Source organism: Nocardioides panacihumi (assembly GCF_039530925.1).
In the GTDB taxonomy this organism is placed as follows: Bacteria; Actinomycetota; Actinomycetes; order Propionibacteriales; family Nocardioidaceae; genus Nocardioides; species Nocardioides panacihumi.
Genome location: NZ_BAAAPB010000003.1, coordinates 236,683 through 256,119 on the forward strand (window position 1 = coordinate 236,683; position 19,437 = coordinate 256,119).

The following is a 19,437-nucleotide window of genomic DNA, read 5'->3' on the forward strand; positions in this document are numbered from 1 at the left end:
CATGCCCGTGCTGCGCTCCGTCAACGTCGGCCGCCCGAAGGACAAGGAGTGGGCCGGGCTCGGCTACACCTCCATCGACAAGCGGCCCGTGACCGGGCCGGTCCGGGCGCACCGGATGGGGCTGGTCGGCGACGTCGTGTCCGACACGTTGCACCACGGCGGCGCCGACCAGGCGGTCTACGCGTTCGCTCGCGAGGACCTCGACCGCTGGGAGCGCGAGCTGGGCCGTGAGATCCGCGACGGCCAGTTCGGCGAGAACCTCACCACCGAGGGCATCGACGTCAACGAGGCCGAGATCGGCGACCACTGGCGCATCGGCACCGCCATCTTCGAGATCGCGTACGTGCGCACCCCGTGCAACGACTTCAAGGGCTGGATGGGGGAGTCGGGCTTCGACGACCGGCAGTGGGTGAAGCGGTTCATGGCCGAGTGCCGGCCCGGGCCCTACCTCCGCGTCCTGCGGCAGGGCGAGATCGCCGCGGGTGACGAGATCGAGACGGTCCACCGGCAGGGCCACGGTGTGACGGTGTCCACGATGTTCCGCGCGATCAACCTCGACCACTCCCTGCTGCCGCAGCTGCTGTGCATCGACGGCCTGGTCGAGCAGGTGCGGGTGAAGGCGGCCCGGATCACGGAAGGGCTACCGCCGGGTAGGACGGCGGTCTAGGGTTCGTGCGACCCACAATCCGAAGGGGATCGTTTCCGACATGACAGCGCCCACGACCGACATCTCGTTCCTGGACCACATGCCGCCGAACGTGGCGGTGCAGTTCCTCGAGCGGGTCGCCGCGACGCCGGAGGGTGAGGCCTTCCTCTTCCCGCACACCGAGGACGGCGAGGACCACTGGCACTCCGTGGACTGGCGAGAGGTCGGTGAGCGCGTCACCAAGCTGGCCGCCGGCCTGATCAGTCTCGGGATCGAGCCCGAGCAGAGGGTCGGCATCGCCTCGAGCACGCGCTACGAGTGGATCCTGGCCGACCTCGCGGTGATGTGCGCGGGCGGCGCCACGACGACCGTCTACCCGTCGACGAACGCCGAGGACACGGCGTACATCCTGAACGACTCGCAGTGCCGCGTCGTCTTCGCCGAGGACGACACCCAGCTCGCCAAGCTCGCCGACGCGGACCTGCCGGACCTGGTGAAGATCGTCACGTTCGACGGCTCACCCGTATCGCACAAGTTCGGAGACGACCACGTCATCACGCTCGCGCACCTCGAGGAGATCGGCGAGGTCTTCCTCGCCGAGCACAACGGGCTGATCGAGCAGGTGGCCAAGGGGATCGCGCCGGACCAGCTGGCGACGCTCGTCTACACGTCTGGGACCACCGGCCGTCCCAAGGGCGTGCGGCTGCTGCACCGCTCGTGGGTCTACGAGGGCTCCGCGATCAAGGCGCAGGACATCCTGCACGAGGACGACCTGCAGTTCCTCTGGCTGCCGATGAGCCACGTCTTCGGCAAGGTGCTGCTCTCGACGCAGCTCGCGATCGGCTTCCCGACGGCCATCGACGGCCGGGTCGACAAGATCGTCGACAACCTGGGCATCGTGCGGCCGACCTTCATGGGCGCCGCGCCGCGCATCTTCGAGAAGGCCCACTCGCGGATCGTCACCATGGTCGAGTCCGAGGGTGGCGCGCGGAAGAAGCTCTTCGACCGCGCCTTCGCCGTCGGCAAGAGGTACGACGCACTGGTGGCGGCCGGGCAGGAGATCCCGATCGGCCTCCAGCTGCAGCACACGCTCTTCGACATCCTGGTCTTCCGCAAGATCAGGACCCGCTTCGGCGGCCGGGTGCGCTTCTTCATCTCGGGCTCCGCTGCGCTCAACCCCGACATCGCGTCGTGGTTCAACGCCGCCGGCATCCTCATCCTCGAGGGCTACGGCATGACCGAGAACTCCGCGGGCGCCACGGTCAACCACCCCGAGCTGAACAAGATCGGCACCGTCGGCCCCGCGCTCCCCGGCAGCGAGGTCAGGATCGGCGAGAACGACGAGGTCCTCATCCGCGGCCCGCACGTCATGGCCGGCTACCACAACAACCCGGAGGCCACCGAGCAGGTGCTGACCGAGGACGGTTGGCTGCACACGGGCGACAAGGGCTCGATCGACGGTGACGGCTACCTCACGATCACCGGACGGATCAAGGACGTCTTCAAGACCTCGGGCGGCAAGTACGTCTCGCCCGCCCAGATCGAGGCGAAGTTCAAGGCGATCTGCCCCTACGCGAGCCAGTTCCTGGTCTTCGGCGCGGAGCGGAACTTCGCCGTCGCGCTGGTCGCATTGGATCCCGAGGCGATCGTCGCCTGGGCCGACGAACACGGTCTCGAGGGTCGGTCGTACGTCGACATCGTCACGTCCGAGGCCGCCCATGAGATGGTCAAGGGCTACGTCGACGAGCTCAACACCAAGCTCAACCGGTGGGAGAGCATCAAGAAGTGGGAGATCCTCGAGCGCGACCTCACCATCGAGTCGGGCGAGCTGACCCCGTCCATGAAGGTGAAGCGCAACGTGGTCGAGACCAACGAGCAGGAGCGCCTCAAGGCGTTCTACGAGTGATCTGACCGGCGGGCGGAGTCACCGGTTAACCGGGTACTCCGGAACTTCCGGGGGTTCATGACACCCCGGAAGTTCCGGAGTTCCCTGGGTGAGGTCACGAGTACCCGGTTAACCGGGTACTCCGACCTTGCGTTGTTCGAACAAATGTTCGACGATGGGGTGTGGCATCACCAACCCTGCTGAGATCGGCTGACCGACCCGACAAGCACGCCGAGATAGACCGGCTGCGGGAGCGGATCAGCCGACTGCAGGGGCGCCCCGGAGAGGCAGCTCGGGCGCTCGACACGCACCCCGCGCTGGCGGGGATCGTGCAGCTGCGGGCGGGCGGCACCTACGAGGTCGCGCCTGAGTACGGCGGAGCGGGGCTCGCCCTCGCGCTGTTGGCCGGCCCCTCGGCGGTCGGCGGATGGGGCGCCGTGGTCGGGATGTCCGACTTCGGGGCGGAGGCGGCCGCCTCGCTGGGCGTCCGGCTCGACAGGACGGTGCTGGTCCCCGACCCCGGAGAGCTCTGGCTCGAGGCGGTCGCCGCGCTGGTCGACGTGGTCACGATCGTCGTGGTGCGGCCGCCCGGACGCGTCGGCGAGGCCCACGCCGGCAAGCTGGCGGCACGTCTGCGCACCCGTGAGGCGGCGCTCGTCTCGTTGGGGCCGTGGCCGCGGGCCGACGTACGGCTCGCCGTGGAGACGCCCCGCTGGTCGGGCGCCGGCCGCGGCGATGGGCACCTGCGTGCCCGGCACGTGACGGTCGCCGTCCAGCGCGGCACGGCCCCGCCGCGGCGTACCGACCTGTGGTTCCCCGACGCCGACCTCGCGCTGCGAGCCGTCGGGAGCGAGCGGGTCGCCGAGATCAGGGACGTCGGATGACGACGCCCAGGAGCACGGGCCGCGTCCTGGTCGTCTGGTGTCCCGACTGGCCGGTCGTGGCGGCGCTGCGCAGCCGCGACCTGCCGAGCCGTCTCCCGTCGGCGGTCTTCGCCGCCAACAGGGCCGAGGCGGTCAACGCGGCGGCGCGGGAGTTCGGGGTGCGCCGGGGGATGCGACGCCGCGACGCGCAGGCCCGCTGTCCGGAGCTGCTCGTGCTCGACGCCGAGCCCGATCGCGACGCGCGCGCCTTCGAGGAGGTGCTGGAGGCGCTGGAAGCGCTGCGGCCCGGGGTGGCGCCGCTGCGACCGGGCCTGGTCGCGCTGCGGTCGCCCGGCCGGTTCTACGGCGGCGAGACCGAGGCCGGCGCCGTGCTCGCCGAGTGCGTGGTCGGGCTCGGGATCCGCGACGTGCGGGTCGGGATCGCCGACGAGCTGTTCACCGCCGAGCAGGCGGCTCGCAGCGCGCCGGTGCAGGAGAGCGTCGTCGTGCCGGAGGGGGAGTCAGGGTCGTTCCTGCGTCCGCTGCCGGTCGAGGCGCTCGACGAGCCGGAGACGGTCAGCCTCCTGCGGCGGCTCGGGCTCACCAGCCTCGGTGACCTGGCCGGGCTCCCGTCGGCGAGCGTCGCCTCCCGGCTCGGGCAGCGGGCCGCCTGGGTGCACCGGGTGCTGCACGGCGGCGGCGCGAGGCCGCTCGACACACGTACGCCGCCGCCGGAGCTGGCGGTCCACGTCGACTTCGAGCCGCCGCTGGCCGACGCCGAGGCGGTCTGCTTCAGCACCCGGCGCACCGCCGAGCGGTTCGTCGAGCAGCTGGGGCAGCGGCAGCTGGTCTGCACCGACGTGCTCATCCAGGTCTCCGCCGATCACGTGGTCGCGTCCGAGCGGCGGTGGCTGCATCCGCGCTGGTTCACCTCCGCCGACCTCGTCGACCGGCTCCACTGGCAGCTCGTCGGGTCCCTCAAGGCCGGCCGGATCGGATCGCCGGTGACCCGGGTCCGGCTGGTGCCCGAAGGCGTCGTCGCCGAGTCGGTGCACGCCGACGGGCTCTGGGGTGGCACCGACGGTCGGGTGGAGCGCGGCATCGCCCGGGTGCAGGGGATGCTCGGACCGGAGGCGGTCGTCGCACCGGTCCTGCAGGGTGGCCGATCGCCCGCCGAGCGGCAGGCGATGGTGCCGTGGGGGACGCGCGCCACGTCGTTGCGGCCGCGCGAGCTGCCGTGGCCGGGCAGCATCCCGCCGCCGTACCCGGCCCGGGTGCTGGCGAAGCCGTGCCCCGCCGCCGTCGTCGACCCGGCCGGACGTCCGGTGGTGGTCGGCCGGCGCGGCACGGTGAGCTCCCCGCCGGCGCGGTTCCGCCCGGGTGGCGAGGAGGGCTGGCTGCCGGTCGCCGCCTGGGCCGGCCCCTGGCCGGTCGAGGAGCTGTGGTGGGAGCCCGGTGGCGGTCGTCGGGTGGCGCGGTTCCAGCTCGTCGCCGCCGACGGCAGGGCCTGGCTGGTCACCTTCGACGACGCGCTCGCCGGATGGGTCACGGAGGCGGCGTATGACTAGCAGGGCCGACTGATGGGCTGGAACAACCCCGCCATCCCCTGGAAGGACCTCGAGCGACGGCTGTCGGGCAAGGGCGGCCGCGACGAGGCGCCCGTCTCGCGCAAGCGTCGACTCACGGCGAGTGACGTCGCGCCGCCGGCGGAGCCGGGGACGCCGTACGCCGAGCTGCACTGCCACTCGAGCTTCAGCTTCCTCGACGGAGCGAGCGGGCCGGCCGAGCTGGTCGTCGAGGCGATCCGGCTCGGCCTGCACGGGCTCGCGATCACCGACCACGACGGATTCTACGGGGCGCCCCTGTTCGCCGAGGCCGCGCGGCTGCAGCCGTCCGCACCGCGGACGATCTACGGTGCCGAGCTCTCCCTCGGCCTCAGCGGCCCACAGCTCGGCGTCGCCGACCCGGAGGGCAGCCACCTGCTGGTGCTGGCCCGCGGGGTGGCCGGCTACCACCGGCTGGCCGCGGCGATCACCGATGCCCAGCTGCGAGGCGACGAGAAGGGGCGCCCCGTCTACGACCTCGACGAGCTCGCGGAGCGGTCCGGCGGACCGGGGGACAGCGACTGGCTGGTGCTCACCGGCTGCCGCAAGGGTGCCGTTCGCCAAGCGCTGGCCCGAGGAACGGCCGAGAGCCCGCGTGCGGCCGCCGACGCCCTGGCGGGTCTCGTCGGCCGCTTCGGGAGGGACAACGTCGCCGTCGAGCTCACCGACCACGGGCTGCCGCTCGACTCGCGCCACAACGACCTGCTCGCCCGGCTCGCCGCAGACGCCGGTCTCCCGACGGTGGCCACCAACAACGTCCACTACGCCACGCCCGAGCGGCACCGGCTGGCCGATGCGATGGCCGCGGTCCGCGCCCGGCGGTCGCTGTCGGAGATGGCCGGCTGGCTGCCCGCCGGGGCCGCCCACCTGTGCGCCGGGGACGAGATGGCGGCCAGGTTCGCCCGCTACCCCGGCGCGGTCGCACGGTCGGTCACGCTCGCCGACGAGTGCGCGTTCGACCTGCGCACCGCCAAGCCGGAGCTGCCCAGTCGCGGGATCCCCGCAGGTCACGACGCGGCGAGCTGGCTGCGGCACCTGGTCGAGGAGGGCTTCGCCGAGCGGTACGCCGCGGCGTACGCCGCCGACCCGGCGTTCGTCGCGCGCGCCCGTGACCGGGTGGACCACGAGCTGGAGGTGGTGATCCGCAAGAACTTCCCCGGCTACTTCGCGATCGTCCACGACATCGTGGCGTTCGCGCGCAGCCAGGGGATCCTCTGCCAGGGCCGTGGGAGCGCGGCCGCCAGCGCCATCTGCTACGCGCTGGGGATCACCGCGATCGACCCGGTCTTCTACCGGCTGCCGTTCGAGCGGTTCATCTCCGAGCACCGTGAGGAGGAGCCCGACATCGACGTCGACTTCGACTCGGACAGGCGCGAGGAGGTGATCCAGTGGGTCTACGAGACCTACGGCCGGCACAACGCCGCCCAGGTCGCCAACGTGATCGGCTACCGGCCGAAGATGGCGATCCGCGACGCCGCCAAGGCGCTCGGCCACTCGCCGGGGCAGCAGGACGCCTGGTCCAAGCACGTGTCGAGCTGGACGAGCGTCGAGGCTCCTGAGGACGCCGGCATCCCCGAGCCGGTCCTCGCCCTGGCGCAGCAGTTCCACGGGGCACCGCGCCACCTCGGCATCCACTCCGGCGGGATGATCCTGACCGAGCGCCCGATCGGCGAGGTGTGCCCCATCGAACGTGGTCGGATGGACCGTCGGACGGTGCTGCAGTGGGACAAGGACTCCTGCGAGTTCATGGGGCTGGTGAAGTTCGACCTGCTCGGGCTCGGGATGCTCGCCGCCCTCGACCACCTGATGCGGATCGCCGCCGAGCACCTGGGCGAGCGCTGGGAGCTGGCGACGATCCCCAAGGAGGAGCCGGCCGTCTACGACATGCTCTGTCGCGCCGACTCGATCGGCGTCTTCCAGGTGGAGAGCCGTGCCCAGATCGGCACTCTGCCGCGGCTGCAGCCGCGCAGCTTCTACGACCTCGCCATCGAGATCGCGCTCATCAGGCCGGGCCCGATCCAGGGCGGCGCGGTGCATCCCTACGTGCGACGCGCCACCGGTCGCGAGCCGGTCGAGTACGCACATCCGCTGCTGATCCCCGTCCTCGAGCGGACCAAGGGCGTCCCGCTCTTCCAGGAGCAGCTGATGGAGATGGGTCGTGTGCTCGGCGACTTCTCCGCCGACGACGCCGACCTGCTGCGCCGGGCGATGGGCTCCAAGCGGGGTGTCGAGCGGATCGAGTCGCTCAAGGCGCAGCTGCTCGACGGCATGCGCGAGAAGGGGATGAGCGACGACGTCGCGCACGCGACGTACGTCCAGATCCTCTCGTTCGCCAGCTTCGGCTTCGCCGAGTCCCACGCGCTGTCCTTCGCGAAGCTCGTCTACGCCAGCTCGTGGTTCAAGCTGCACTATCCCGGCGCGTTCCTCGCCGGGCTGCTGAGGGCGCAGCCGATGGGCTTCTACTCGCCGCAGTCGCTGGTGCAGGACGCCCGCCGCCATGGGGTGGAGGTACGCCGTCCGGACCTGCTCCGCTCCGGCGCGACCGCCGACCTCGAGGCTCTCGCCGAGTCGGCGCTTGTGCACCCGAGCGTTGGGGATGACGGTCCCAGGGACCGGGTGCACCAGCGCAGACTCGGCGAGACTCGCGACGACTGCCTCCGTGACCACCCCGAGCCGACGCGCTGGGTGCCGGGCACACCCGACCCGACTCCCCAGCACCGGCGTGACGGGGCCTTCGCCGTTCGCCTGGGGCTCGACTCGGTCCGCGGCATCGGGACCGAGACCGCCGAGCGGATCGTCGCCGCTCGGAGTGAGCGGCCGTTCGTCGACCTCGCCGACCTGTCCCGGCGGGCCGGGCTGACCAGCGAGCAGCTGGAGGCGCTGGCCACCGCCGGCGCTGCCCAGGACATCTCCCAGGGACTGAGCCGGCGCGAGGCGCTCTGGTCGGCCGGCTGGACCGAGTCGGCCGACCAGCTGCGCGGCACGGCGCCGGTGGTCGAGGCGCCGACCCTGCCGGAGCTGGACGAGGTCGAGCTGACCCTTGCCGACCTGTGGGCGACCGGGATGACGCCCGACGGCCACCCGTTCGCCCACCTGCGTTCCCAGCTGTCGGGCAGCGGGGTGCGATCCATCGCCGACCTGGCCGGTGTCGAGAGCGGTCGCCGGGTCACCGTCGCCGGCCTGGTCACCCACCGTCAGCGCCCCGGCACGGCCGGTGGCGTCACGTTCCTCAACCTCGAGGACGAGACCGGGATGCTCAACGTCATCTGCACCGAGGGGTTGTGGCGCCGGCATCGCAAGATCGCCGTCTCGTCCTCGGCGATGCTCATCCGCGGCATCCTCGAGCGCAGCGACGGTGTCACGAACCTCGCCGCCGACCGGCTCGCGCCTCTCGGTGACGTCGCTCCGAGCGCCGAGCAGGCGCTGCAGTCGCGGCACCGGTCGCGCGACTTCCGCTGAGCGCGCGGCAGGATGTGCCCGTGACCCTCGACCCCAGCACCGTCGATGACCTGTTCGCCGCCGAGCTGGCGAAGGAACGGTCGCCGGGGTTGGTCTACGCCGTCGTCCGGGACGGCGAGATCCTGCACTCGCGCGGGATCGGCTCCATCGGCACGGGGGAGCAGACCCTGCCGACCGCCGACAGCGTGCACCGGATCGCGTCGATGACGAAGTCGTTCACCGCTAGCGCCGTCCTCCTGCTCCGGGACCGGGGCGCGCTCCGGCTCGACGACCCCGTGGCGGCGTACGTTCCCGAGGTCGACCTGCCGGACCTCACGATCCGCCACCTGCTCACCATGAGCGGCGGGCTCCTCACCGACGACCCGTGGGGCGACCGCAACGAGCCCCAGACCTACGCGGAGCTCGGCGAGTTCCTCTCGGGTGGCTTCACCGTCGGCGCGGTGCCCGGGACCCGGTTCGAGTACAGCAACCTCGGCTACGCCCTCCTCGGCCGGGCCATCGACGCGCTGACCGGTGGCGAGGGCGGCTACCGCCGGTTCGTGCTGGACGAGCTCACCGGCCCGCTCGCCATGACCGCCACGCGGTACGACGTCCGCGACGTCGGCCCCGCCCTCGTCGTCGGCCACCACCGGCGCGGCGAGGACTGGGCCGTGGAGCCGGCCGTGCTGCCCGGGACGTTCTCGGCGATGGGCGGCCTGCACAGCTCACTGACCGACCTGGCGCGGTGGGTCGGCGGCTTCACCGACGCGTTCCGGCGACCCGACCTCATGCACCCGCTGTCCTCCGCCAGCCGTCGCGAGATGCAGCAGCTGCAGCGCCTGATCGGCGTCTCCGGCGCCCTCTCCGTCGACGTGCCGGTGGGCGGCGCCGCCCTCGCCGCGAGTGCCGCGGGCTATGGCTTCGGGCTGTTCGTGGAACACCACAGCGACCACGGCGACGTCGTGCAGCACTCCGGCGGCTATCCCGGCTACGGGTCGCACATGCGCTGGCACCCCGAGACCGGCCTCGGCGTCATCGCCCTCGCGAACGGCACCTACGCCGCTCCTGTCGACGTCTGCCGCGACGCGCTCCGGGCGCTGGTGGCGGGTGAGCGCACGGCTGCCGCCTCGCCCACCGCCAGCCGGGAGGTCGTCGAGGCGGTGTCCGCGAAGCTCCGCACGAGCGGCGACCCGTTCAACGACGACCTGTTCACCTTCAACGTCGAGCTCGACGTGCCCGAGGCCGAGCGGCTCGAGCAGCTGTCGGCCGCGCGCGCCCTGGTGGGGGCGCCGAGCGGTCCCGCGGAGGAGCCGTACGCCGAGGGCCTGGGTCAGGCGTCGTGGTCGGTGCCGGCCGAGCGAGGTCGCTACGACGTCGAGATCAAGGTCGCGCCCACGCCCGAGCCGGCAGTGCAGTCGCTCAAGCTCACTGCCGTCCCGGACCCGCCCGAGGCGCTGGCATCGGTCGCGGCGCGTGCGGTGTCGGGTCAGGCTCCGACCGGCGGCGCCGGCGGCACGTTCGGGCGGGCGCTCGCCGCCGCACAGGCCCTGGGTGGCCCGGCACGGATCGCCGGCGTGCTCGCCGGCGACGGGGAGAGCACCGCGACGTTCGTCGTACGTGCGGGGACGATGTGGTGGCGGCTCGAGGTCACCCGTGCAGACCCGGCACCGGCGCTCGCCCTCACCGCCTGCCCGACCGCCGAGCACGCCCGGCTCGCGCACCGATTCAGCCGCTGACCGAGCGCGCCGGATACTGGAGACATGCCTTCCGCGCTGCCCGACGGTGACCCCGTCCCGACCGACGGGCGCCTGCCGGGGTCGGCGCTCGACGGACTCGGCGCGCGGCCGCTCGGCTTCTACGTGCACGTGCCGTTCTGCACGGTCCGCTGCGGCTACTGCGACTTCAACACCTACACGGCCCTGGAGCTGGGACCGGTCGGCGGACATCCCGGCGCGAGCCGCCAGACGTACGCCGACGCCGCGATCGCCGAGATCAGGCAGGCGCGTCGCGTGCTGGGGACGCGCGACGTCCCCGTCGAGACGGTCTTCTTCGGCGGCGGCACGCCGACGCTGCTCGACGCGGGCGACCTCACCCGGATCGTGGCGGCGATCAGTGACGAGTTCGGGCTGACCGCCGACGTCGAGGTGACGACCGAGGCGAACCCCGACAGCGTCACCCCGGACTCGCTGCGCGTGCTGCGGGAGGGTGGCGTCAACCGGCTCTCGTTCGGCATGCAGAGCGCGGTGCCGCACGTGCTGGCGACGCTGGACCGCACCCACGACCCGCGCCGGGTGCCGGACGTCGTGCGCTGGGCCCGGGAGGCCGGGTTCGAGCAGGTCAGCCTCGACCTGATCTACGGCACGCCGGGGGAGTCGATCGCCGACTGGGAGACCAGTGTCGAGGCGGCGCTCGCCTGCGAGCCCGACCACCTGTCGGCGTACTCGCTCATCGTCGAGGAGGGCACCGCGCTGGCCCGCCGGGTCCGGCGCGGCGAGCTGCCGATGCCGGACGAGGACGACCTGGCGGACAAGTACGTCCTCGTCGACGAGCGGGTCCGCAAGGCGGGGCTGGAGTGGTACGAGGTCTCGAACTGGGCCCGCGACGAGGCCAGCCGGTGCCGCCACAACCTGCTCTACTGGACCGGCGCCGACTGGTGGGGCGTCGGGCCGGGCGCGCACAGCCACGTCGGCGGCGTGCGCTGGTGGAACGTCAAGCACCCGGTCGCGTACGCCGACCGGATCGCCGCCGGAGTGAGCCCCGCACACGCCCGTGAGGTGCTGAGCGACGAGGACCGCCACGTGGAGAGGGTCCTCCTCGAGCTGCGGCTCGACACGGGGCTGCCGCTCGAGGTGATCGACGACGCGGGTCGCGCCGCCGTACCCGACCTGGCGCAGAGGGGTCTGGTCACCGTGAGCGGTGACCGGCTCGTCCTCACACCGCAGGGTCGGCTGCTCGCCGACGGGGTCGTGCGGGAGCTGCTGCCCTGAGGCTGTGGGGTCCTCCCCGGGTTCCGACCCAGGGGCGGACCGGGGTGGATCCCGATGGAGCTGGGCGGCCGACGGGCCTACCGTCGTAGGCATGAGCGCAACGACCCTCTACCGCCCCCGCAACGGCCGCGTGATCGCCGGAGTCTGCGCCGGCATCGCCTACCGCTTCGGCTGGGACCCGACACTGGTCCGGGTGATCGCCGTGCTGTCGATCCTCCTGCCCGGCCCGCAGGTGCTGGCCTACATCCTGCTCTGGATCATCATGCCGAACGAGGATCGGCGCACGTACTAGCCCGCGACGGGCGCCTCGGCCGTGACCCAGTCGATGAGCTCCTCGACCCGACCGAGCAGCTCGGGCTCGAGGTCGTCGTAGGACCTGACCTTCGACAGGATGTGCTGCCACGCGCGGGCGATGTCCGCCTGGTCGCGGTGCGGCCAGCCGAGGTGCTGGCAGACGCCCTTCTTCCACTCGATGCTGCGCGGGATGGTCGGCCACGTGCTCAGCCCGAGCCGGTCGGGCTTGACCGCCTGCCAGACGTCGATGAACGGGTGGCCGACGATCCGCACGTGCTTCCCGGCGGGGGAGCGCACGATCGCGTCGGCGATCCGCGACTCCTTCGATCCCTTCACCAGGTGGTCGACGAGCACGCCGACCCGGCGCTGCGGCCCGGGCTTGAAGTCGACGAGGTGGTCGGCGAGGTCGTCGACGCCGCCGAGGAACTCCACGACCACGCCCTCGATGCGCAGGTCGTCGCCCCACACCTTCTCGACCAGCTCCGCGTCGTGGCGCCCCTCGACGAAGATGCGGCTCGCCCGGGCGACGCGGGCCGGGGCGTTCGGCACCGCGATCGACCCCGACGCCGTGCGCTGCGGGCCGGTCGGCGCGGCCGCGCGCACCGGTGCGGTCAGGATCACCGGGCGCCCGTCGAGCAGGAAGCCGGCCCCGAGCGGGAAGGTCCGGCGGCGGTTGCGCCGGTCCTCCAGGGTCACCGTGCCGAGGTCTCGCTCGACCGCGACGATCTCGCCGACCCAGTCGGTGCCCGCCCCGTCGATCGCGACGGCCTCCACGACGGCGCCGATCTCCGCCGGCGCCTCCACGGCGCGGCCGCGCTTGGGGGCGCGCCAGTCGGTGGAGAGGACGTCGGAGCCGTAGCGGTCAGCCATGCTACGAATTGTCCCAGGAGCCACCCCCGTCCCAGCAGCAACACGCGGGGCCGGGCCGGGGCTACGCCAGCGGGAGGCCCCGGGCGGCTCGCGGGAGCTGGGAGTATCCGCGGGCGATCGCTCCGTCGAAGCGCCAGTCGTCCGTCGGCCACGGCCACTCGGTGGCTCCGGCCGCCTCCTGGACGGGCACGCCGCGGCCCGCGAGCTCGCGGATGTTCGAGGTCACCCAGGCCAGGTCGTTGCGCTGCTGCTCCACCCACGACCGGTCGACCGGCAGCCCGTGACCGGGCACCACGACGGAGGACGTGGTGAGCATGCCGAGCACGACGTCGATCGTGAGCGCCCACTCCAGGGGATAGGAGTCCTCGCCGTAGACCGGTGGCCCCGACTCCTCCAGCAGGTCGCCCGCGAGCACCACGTCGGCGTCCGGCACCCGCACGACGAGGTCGCCGGCGGTGTGCCCGCGGCCCGGGTGGGCGAGCTCGACGAGCCGGTCGCCGAGGTCGATGGCCGCGACGCTCGCGAACGTCGTGTCGGCGGGCACGATCTCGGTGGCGATGATCTCCGCGGCCCTCGGGTCGGACGGGTCTGCGCCGTAGCGCGCCTTCGCTCGCTCGCCCGAGGCGATCGTGTTGACCGCGGCCACCTCCGTGGCGTGGATCGGCACGACGCCGTACGCCGCCCGCAGCTCGGCGTTGCCGAAGGTGTGGTCGAAGTGCTCGTGGGTGTTGACGATCCGTGTCACGCCGCCGACGCCGAGGCGGCGTACGTCCTCGACGACCTGGCGGGCGGCTGCTGCGGAGGCGTGGGTGTCGACCACGACCAGCCCTGCCGAGCCGCCGATGAGCGTCACGTTGACGTCCCACCACTCGTAGCGTGCGAGCCAGACGCGGTCCGCGATCTCCTGGAAGCCGGTGTCGGTCACCGCAGCAGCGTAGGGGCAAGGAGTGTCGCGAGGCCGGCGATCCTCGACCGCCCTTGTACGATTGGCACTCCAAACGGGTGAGTGCCAAGGCATCGGCACCGTACGTCGGCAGGAGGTGCCGCATGCAGAACGACCGCAGGCTGGCGGTGCTCCGAGCGATCGTCGAGGACTACGTGTCCACCGAGGAGCCCGTCGGCTCCAAGGCGCTGGTGGAGCGGCACGGGCTGGGTGTCTCGCCCGCGACCGTGCGCAACGACATGGCCGTCCTCGAGGAGGAGGGCTACATCGCCCAGCCGCACACGAGTGCGGGCCGGGTGCCGACCGACAAGGGCTACCGGCTCTTCGTCGACAAGCTCAGCACGGTCAAGCCGATGAGCCAGGCGGAGCGGCGCGCGATCGCCAGCTTCCTGGACGGCGCGGTCGACCTCGACGACGTCGTGCAGCGCTCCGTACGCCTGCTCTCGCAGCTGACCCGCCAGGTGGCGGTCGTGCAGTATCCGACGCTCGCCCGCTCGACGGTGCGCCACGTCGAGCTGGTCGCCCTCACCCCCAGGCGGCTCCTCGTCGTCCTCATCCTCTCGACGGGCCGGGTCGAGCAGCGTCTGGTGGAGCTGCCCGCGGCGGTCGACGAGGACTCCCTCGGCGACCTGCGCGCGAGGGTCAACCGCGCGGCCACCGGCGAGGTGATCGCGGACGCCGCGACGGCCCTCCGGGCGCTGCCGGCCCAGGTCGCCCCGCACGAGGGCGCGGCGGCGGTGGTGGTCGACACCCTCGTCGAGGCGATGTCGGACCACCGCTCGGACGAGCGGATCGCGGTCGCCGGCGCCTCCAACCTGGCGCGGTACGGCGACAGCTTCGAGACCTCGGTGAGGCCGCTTCTCGAGGCGCTGGAGGAGCACGTCGTGCTGCTCAAGCTGATCGGCGAGGCCACCGCCGGCGGCCTGGTGACGGTGCGGATCGGCGCCGAGGGACCCTACGAGCAGCTCTCGTCGACCAGCGTCGTGACGACCGGCTACGGCCCGGGCGACTCGGCTCTGGCGACGCTCGGCGTCGTGGGCCCGACCCGGATGGACTACCCCGGCACGATGGCGGCCGTGCGAGCGGTGGCGCGGTATGTCTCGCGCATCCTCGACGAGGCCTGAGCGCCGCCCGGACAGCAAGGAAGAGAAACACGTTGGATCCCTATGAGCTCCTCGGCGTCGACCGCGACGCCGACGACGCGACCATCAAGAAGGCCTACCGGAAGCTGGCTCGGGAGTACCACCCCGACGTCAACCCGGACCCGGTCGCCCAGGACAGGTTCAAGGAGGTCTCGCACGCTTACGAGATCCTCTCGGACCCGCAGAAGCGGGCGGCCTACGACCGGGGTGGGGACCCGTTCAGCGGAGGGTTCGGCGCCGGAGCCGGCTTCTCCTTCACCGACATCATGGACGCCTTCTTCGGCGGCCAGGGCGGTGCCGCGGCCGGTCGCGGGCCGCGCCCGCGGGTGCGCCGCGGGCAGGACGCCCTGATCCGGCTCGAGGTCGACCTGGCCGAGGCGGCGTTCGGCGTCACCCGCGAGCTGAAGGTCGACACCGCCGTCACCTGCGAGACGTGTCACGGCGACGGCGCGGCCCCCGGGTCGAAGCCGATCACGTGCGAGACCTGCGGCGGTGCCGGCGAGGTCGCGCACGTGCAGCGCTCGTTCCTCGGCGAGATCCGCACGCTGCGCCCCTGCGCGGCCTGCCGCGGCTTCGGCACGATCATCCCCGAGCCCTGCCGCGAGTGCAGCGGCGACGGTCGGGTCCGCACCCGTCGTACGTTGACCGTCAAGATCCCGGCGGGCGTCGACGACGGCACCCGCGTGCAGCTCGCCGGCCAGGGCGAGGTCGGCCCCGGCGGCGGCCCCGCCGGCGACCTGTACGTCGAGATCCAGGTCGCCCGCCACCCGGTCTTCAACCGGCAGGGCAACGACCTGCACTGCACCGTGACGGTCCCGATGACCGCCGCCGCGCTCGGCACCACGCTCACCCTGCCGACCCTCGAGGCCGACCTCGTCTCCGAGACGTCGTCGTCCGACCTGGTCACGTCGTTCGAGCTGGAGGTCAAGCCGGGCACGCAGTCGGGCACCGACCAGACCATCCGTGCGTACGGCGTCCCGGGCCTGCGCGGCGGCCGCGGCGACCTCATCGTCACGGTGATCGTCGAGACGCCCACCTCGCTCGACCCGGCACAGCAGGAGCTGCTCGAGCAGCTGGCCGGCCTGCGCGGCGAGACGCATCCGTCGGGTCAGCTGCGCGCCGCGTCGAAGGGCGTCTTCGGCCGCCTGCGCAACGCGTTCAACGGCCACTGAGAGCACGCTGATGTCCCTCCCGGTCCATCTGGTGCCGACCCTCGCCGACATCGTCGCGGGCTCGTCGGTGACGGTGGAGGGGGACGAGGCGCACCATGCGGTCGCCGTACGCCGCCTGCGCGTCGGCGAGTCGGTCGTGCTCACCGACGGGGCCGGGCTGTCGGTCGTGGGCTCGGTCGCGTCGACGGGCAAGCGCGTCTTCACGGTGACGGTCGTGTCGGTGTCCTCGGCCCCCGAACCAGCGCCGGCATTCACGGTCGTGCAGGCCCTCCCGAAGGGCGACCGGGGCGAGCTCGCGGTCGAGGTGCTCACCGAGATCGGCGTCTCCACGGTCGTGCCTTGGGCCGCGTCGCGCTCCGTCGCCGTCTGGAAGGGCGAGCGCGCGGAGAAGTCCCTCGCCAAGTGGCGTGCCACCGCTCGTGAGGCCGCCAAGCAGGCGCGCCGCTCCTGGTTCCCCGAGGTGGCCCCGCTGGCGTCGACCGCCGACGTGCTGACGCGCATCGTGGCCGCACCCGTGGCCGTCGTGCTCCACGAGGAGGCCGGCGCCCCGCTCTCGGCTGTCGCCCTGCCGGCCGAGGGCGAGATCGTGGTCGTCGTGGGCCCCGAGGGTGGCCTGTCAGCCGAGGAGGTGGCCGCGTTCGAGTCCGCCGGGGCCGTGACGGTGCGGCTGGGCACCGAGGTGCTGCGGACCTCCACCGCCGGGCTGGCGGCCGTGTCCGCGCTGCTGGCGCGCACGTCGCGCTGGGTCTGACCGCCCGCACGCCTTCCCTCCCCGAACTGTCACCGTGACACTTCCAAACTGTCACCGTGACACTTTGCGGCGTGGGTGACAGTTCGTACGTGTCACCGACAGCTCCAACTGTCACCGTGACACTTTGCGGCGTGGGTGACAGTTCGTACGTGTCACCGACAGCTCCAACTGTCACCGTGACACTTTGCGGCGTGGGTGACAGTTCGTACGTGTGACCGACAGCTCCAACTGTCACCGTGACAGTTCGGCGTTGAGCCGCGCGGCCTGGCGCGTCAGATGGTCGCGCTCGGCCAGGTTCGGCGCCTGGTGCGCGGCGTCGGCGTACAGGCGCGCGGCGGTCCCCAGGTCGCCGTCGCGCTCGTGGAGGTACGCCGCCACCGCCGTGTGGCGGGGCAGCGAGTCCTCGAGCTCGGCGAGGGCCGCCAGCCCGGCGCGCGCACCCTCGGCCTCGCCTACCGCGACCGCCCGGTTGAGCCGGACGACCGGGTTGTCGGTCAGACGGACGAGCTCGTCGTACCACTCGACGATCTGCACCCAGTCCGTCTCCTCGGCCCGGGCCGCGTCGGCGTGCAGGGCCGCGATGGCGGCCTGCGCCTGGAACTCGCCCACCCGGTCGCGGGCCAGAGCGGTCTGCAGCAGGTGGACGCCTTCGGCGATCTGCCGGGTGTCCCACCGGCTGCGGTCCTGCTCAGCGAGCGGGACCAGGCTGCCGTCGGGCGCGGTCCGGGCGGCGCGCCGCGCATCCGTGAGCAGCATGAGGGCAAGCAGCCCGGCCACCTCCGGATGCGTGATCGAGGTCGCCAGCTGCCGCGTGAGCCGGATCGCCTCCGCGGCGAGGTCGACGTCGCCGGAGTAACCCTCGTTGAAGACCAGGTAGAGGACCCGCAGCACCGTCGCGACGTCGCCGGGCTGGTCGAACCGTACGTCGGACACGGTGCGCTTGGCGCGGCTGATGCGTTGCGCCATGGTCGCCTCGGGCACGAGGTAGGCCTGCGCGATCTGTCGCGTGGTCAGCCCGCCGACGGCTCGCAAGGTGAGGGCGACCGCGGACGACGGGGTCAGCGACGGGTGGGCGCAGAGGAAGTAGAGCTGGAGCGAGTCGTCCGTGTCGGGCACGGGCCCGGCTGCGGGCTCCTCGTCGACGAGGCCCTCCCGCCGGCGGCGTGCCGTGTCCGCCCGGGTCGCGTCCAGGAACCGGCGCCACGCCACCGTGACGAGCCAGCCCTTCGGGTCGCGCGGCGGATCGGCCTGCCACACGCGGACCGCTTCGACCAGCGCGTCCTGCACGGCGTCCTCGGCCGCCGCGAAGTCTGCTCCGCGGCGGACGAGGATCCCGAGCACGCCGGGAGCGAGGCTGCGGAGCAGGGCCTCGTCCATCGCGGGGATCACTCCGTGATGGTCGGCGGGAGCTCGGTCATGAAGGGGCGGACCTCGATCCACTCGTGGATCGGCTCCCCACCGGCGCCCGGAGCGGCCGAGAGCTCGGCGGCAACCTCGAGCGCACGCTCGTGGGCGTCGACGTCGACGACCATCCAGCCGGCGATCAGGTCCTTGGTCTCGGCGAAGGGCCCGTCGGTGACCGGCGGACGGCCCTCGCCGTCGTACCTGACCCACGAGCCCTCCGGGGCGAGCGCCTGGGCGTCGACGAACTCGCCGGTGCCCTCGAGCCGGGCGGCGAGGTCCTGCATGAACTTCACGTGGTCGGAGATCTCCTCCGGCGTCCACCGGCTCATCGGCACGTTGTTGAGCGGAGCCGGTGCGCCGCTGTAGTGCTTGAGCAGCAGGTACTTGGCCATGGTGTTACTCCTCGCGCTGGTGCGACCCATTCTGGTCGCGCTCAACCCCGGGACGGAGCGGATCGCTCGTTCTCGACATCATCGCGGCCGAAGCCCTGCGTGGATCACGAGGGCCTGACGGTGAGCGTCTGCGCGACGGTCCCGACGGGGCCGTGCTCGTCGTGGATCGTGCTGCTGGTCAGCCCGTGCCCGTCCGGTCCGAACGTGACGTTCGTGTCGAAACCGAGCCAACCGGGACGCGGCGCTCGGACGAGATGTGCGGTGAGATCGACGTTGGGGAAGGCGACCTCGGCCGGGTCGGCGCGGACGGTCATCCCGTTCGCGATGTCGAAGAGCCCGGCCGCGCTCGCGAGCGGACCGGTGGGTTCGTCGAGCAGCGGTACGTCGGTGCGGACCCAGTAACGAGCGCGACCCGGGGTGGCCTCGTCGCGGCGTACGTGCGCGGACGCGATGAAGCCGCCCGGCCAGACCTGCGTGGGGTCCCACTCCGGCATCGCGTCCGGCCCGGGCAGCGGCGGCAGGTCAGTGCCGGCGAGGCCGCTCGTGTCGAGGCTCGCGAGCAGCCAGGCGCGGAGCACGACCGCGGGACGACCGCCGTGGGTGAGCACCGCCTCGACGAGCTCGATCGTGCGACCTGGGCGGACCAGCCTGACCTCGACCTGCACCTCGTCCATCGGGAGCACCCCGAGGATGTCGAACGACAGCCGCGAGATCGCCAGCTCGTCCCCGGTACGGCGGCGCCGGTGGTCTGCCTCGACGAGGTGGGTCATCAGCCCGAGAGCGGGCGCGACGTGCTGTTCCTCGGTCGTCCAGGCACCTTCGACGTGCTCCGTCGGAGTGAACGCGGTCGCGCCGGTGCGAATGAAGTAGGGCACGCGAGAGGCTAACCGGCGCGCCCCGCAAAGTGTCACCGTGACACTTGGGGGCACGGGTGACACATCGGAACTGTCACCGACCGCTCGAACTGTCACGGTGATAGTTCGGGGCGGCTCGGGGCGGCTCGGGGCGGCTCGGGGCGGCTCGGGGTGACTCAGGGCAACCAGGCG

Annotated in this window: 16 protein-coding genes; 11 read left to right on the plus strand and 5 right to left on the minus strand. The window is 72.5% G+C overall.

Going from position 1 to position 19,437, the window contains the following annotated elements:
• Nucleotide 1 precedes the first annotated feature (1 nt).
• The 8 genes from ABD205_RS15730 to ABD205_RS15765 all read left to right on the plus strand — a co-directional run bounded on the left by ABD205_RS15730 (nt 2) and on the right by ABD205_RS15765 (nt 11,715).
• Entirely contained in the window at nt 2–667 is a 666-nt protein-coding gene (locus ABD205_RS15730; protein WP_344046339.1) for an MOSC domain-containing protein, read from the plus strand.
• 40 nt (nt 668–707) lie between these two features.
• Nucleotides 708–2,552 carry an AMP-dependent synthetase/ligase gene (locus ABD205_RS15735; protein WP_344046341.1) on the plus strand — a complete coding sequence of 615 codons (1,845 nt, stop codon included), beginning with the start codon at nt 708–710 and terminating at the stop codon, nt 2,550–2,552.
• 161 nt (nt 2,553–2,713) lie between these two features.
• The gene (locus tag ABD205_RS15740) at nt 2,714–3,415 is read left to right on the plus strand and encodes a hypothetical protein (RefSeq protein WP_344046343.1); all 702 of its coding nucleotides are present in this window, start codon (nt 2,714–2,716) and stop codon (nt 3,413–3,415) included.
• Nucleotides 3,412–4,962 (plus strand): DNA polymerase Y family protein, encoded by a 1,551-nt coding sequence (locus tag ABD205_RS15745; protein WP_344046344.1) that lies wholly within the window; start codon nt 3,412–3,414, stop codon nt 4,960–4,962. The genes ABD205_RS15740 and ABD205_RS15745 overlap by 4 nt, the downstream gene beginning before the upstream one ends.
• Nucleotides 4,963–4,974: 12 nt before the next feature.
• A complete protein-coding gene (locus ABD205_RS15750; RefSeq protein WP_344046346.1) occupies nt 4,975–8,457 on the plus strand; it encodes an error-prone DNA polymerase in 3,483 nt (1,160 codons plus the stop codon).
• A 20-nt stretch (nt 8,458–8,477) separates the two neighbouring features.
• The gene (locus ABD205_RS15755) at nt 8,478–10,172 is read left to right on the plus strand and encodes a serine hydrolase domain-containing protein (protein WP_344046348.1); all 1,695 of its coding nucleotides are present in this window, start codon (nt 8,478–8,480) and stop codon (nt 10,170–10,172) included.
• A gap of 24 nt (nt 10,173–10,196) precedes the next feature.
• Complete coding sequence (hemW, locus tag ABD205_RS15760; RefSeq protein ID WP_344046350.1) at nt 10,197–11,423, plus strand: radical SAM family heme chaperone HemW; 1,227 nt, start codon at nt 10,197–10,199, stop codon at nt 11,421–11,423.
• Between the two features lie 91 nt (nt 11,424–11,514).
• Nucleotides 11,515–11,715, plus strand: coding sequence for a PspC domain-containing protein (locus tag ABD205_RS15765; RefSeq protein WP_344046352.1), 201 nt, complete (start codon nt 11,515–11,517; stop codon nt 11,713–11,715).
• On the opposite strand, the gene ABD205_RS15770 is transcribed toward ABD205_RS15765, so the two are convergent.
• Entirely contained in the window at nt 11,712–12,587 is an 876-nt protein-coding gene (locus tag ABD205_RS15770) for a DUF3097 domain-containing protein (protein ID WP_344046354.1), read from the minus strand. The genes ABD205_RS15765 and ABD205_RS15770 overlap by 4 nt on opposite strands.
• A gap of 61 nt (nt 12,588–12,648) precedes the next feature.
• Nucleotides 12,649–13,512 carry an MBL fold metallo-hydrolase gene (locus ABD205_RS15775; RefSeq protein WP_344046356.1) on the minus strand — a complete coding sequence of 288 codons (864 nt, stop codon included), beginning with the start codon at nt 13,510–13,512 and terminating at the stop codon, nt 12,649–12,651.
• Nucleotides 13,513–13,634: 122 nt separating this feature from the next.
• On the opposite strand from ABD205_RS15775, the gene hrcA reads away from it, so the two are divergent.
• Genes hrcA through ABD205_RS15790 form a run of 3 tightly spaced genes read left to right on the plus strand, consistent with a single transcriptional unit; the run spans nt 13,635 to nt 16,595 of the window.
• Entirely contained in the window at nt 13,635–14,654 is a 1,020-nt protein-coding gene (gene hrcA / locus ABD205_RS15780) for a heat-inducible transcriptional repressor HrcA (protein ID WP_344046358.1), read from the plus strand.
• A 32-nt stretch (nt 14,655–14,686) separates the two neighbouring features.
• Nucleotides 14,687–15,844, plus strand: coding sequence for a molecular chaperone DnaJ (dnaJ, locus tag ABD205_RS15785; RefSeq protein WP_344046360.1), 1,158 nt, complete (start codon nt 14,687–14,689; stop codon nt 15,842–15,844).
• A gap of 10 nt (nt 15,845–15,854) precedes the next feature.
• On the plus strand, nt 15,855–16,595 hold the full coding sequence (locus ABD205_RS15790; protein ID WP_344046362.1) for a 16S rRNA (uracil(1498)-N(3))-methyltransferase: 741 nt from the start codon (nt 15,855–15,857) through the stop codon (nt 16,593–16,595).
• A gap of 231 nt (nt 16,596–16,826) precedes the next feature.
• Here the strand turns inward: ABD205_RS15790 and ABD205_RS15795 are convergent, their stop codons facing one another.
• From ABD205_RS15795 to ABD205_RS15805, 3 genes are all read right to left on the minus strand, one after another.
• The gene (locus ABD205_RS15795) at nt 16,827–17,972 is read right to left on the minus strand and encodes an RNA polymerase sigma factor (RefSeq protein WP_344046452.1); all 1,146 of its coding nucleotides are present in this window, start codon (nt 17,970–17,972) and stop codon (nt 16,827–16,829) included.
• Nucleotides 17,973–17,980: 8 nt separating this feature from the next.
• Nucleotides 17,981–18,391, minus strand: coding sequence for a YciI family protein (locus tag ABD205_RS15800; RefSeq protein ID WP_344046364.1), 411 nt, complete (start codon nt 18,389–18,391; stop codon nt 17,981–17,983).
• A 104-nt stretch (nt 18,392–18,495) separates the two neighbouring features.
• Nucleotides 18,496–19,266, minus strand: coding sequence for a thioesterase family protein (locus ABD205_RS15805; RefSeq protein ID WP_344046366.1), 771 nt, complete (start codon nt 19,264–19,266; stop codon nt 18,496–18,498).
• Nucleotides 19,267–19,437: the final 171 nt, after the last annotated feature.

Coding starts and splice junctions, on each gene's coding strand:
- ABD205_RS15730 (WP_344046339.1), top strand. CDS start 2: ATGCCCGTGCTGCGCTCCGTCAACGTCGGCCGCCCGAAGGACAAGGAG.
- ABD205_RS15735 (WP_344046341.1), top strand. CDS start 708: ATGACAGCGCCCACGACCGACATCTCGTTCCTGGACCACATGCCGCCG.
- ABD205_RS15745 (WP_344046344.1), top strand. CDS start 3,412: ATGACGACGCCCAGGAGCACGGGCCGCGTCCTGGTCGTCTGGTGTCCC.
- ABD205_RS15750 (WP_344046346.1), top strand. CDS start 4,975: ATGGGCTGGAACAACCCCGCCATCCCCTGGAAGGACCTCGAGCGACGG.
- hemW (WP_344046350.1), top strand. CDS start 10,197: ATGCCTTCCGCGCTGCCCGACGGTGACCCCGTCCCGACCGACGGGCGC.
- ABD205_RS15765 (WP_344046352.1), top strand. CDS start 11,515: ATGAGCGCAACGACCCTCTACCGCCCCCGCAACGGCCGCGTGATCGCC.
- ABD205_RS15770 (WP_344046354.1), bottom strand. CDS start 12,587: ATGGCTGACCGCTACGGCTCCGACGTCCTCTCCACCGACTGGCGCGCC.
- hrcA (WP_344046358.1), top strand. CDS start 13,635: ATGCAGAACGACCGCAGGCTGGCGGTGCTCCGAGCGATCGTCGAGGAC.
- ABD205_RS15790 (WP_344046362.1), top strand. CDS start 15,855: ATGTCCCTCCCGGTCCATCTGGTGCCGACCCTCGCCGACATCGTCGCG.
- ABD205_RS15795 (WP_344046452.1), bottom strand. CDS start 17,972: ATGGACGAGGCCCTGCTCCGCAGCCTCGCTCCCGGCGTGCTCGGGATC.
- ABD205_RS15800 (WP_344046364.1), bottom strand. CDS start 18,391: ATGGCCAAGTACCTGCTGCTCAAGCACTACAGCGGCGCACCGGCTCCG.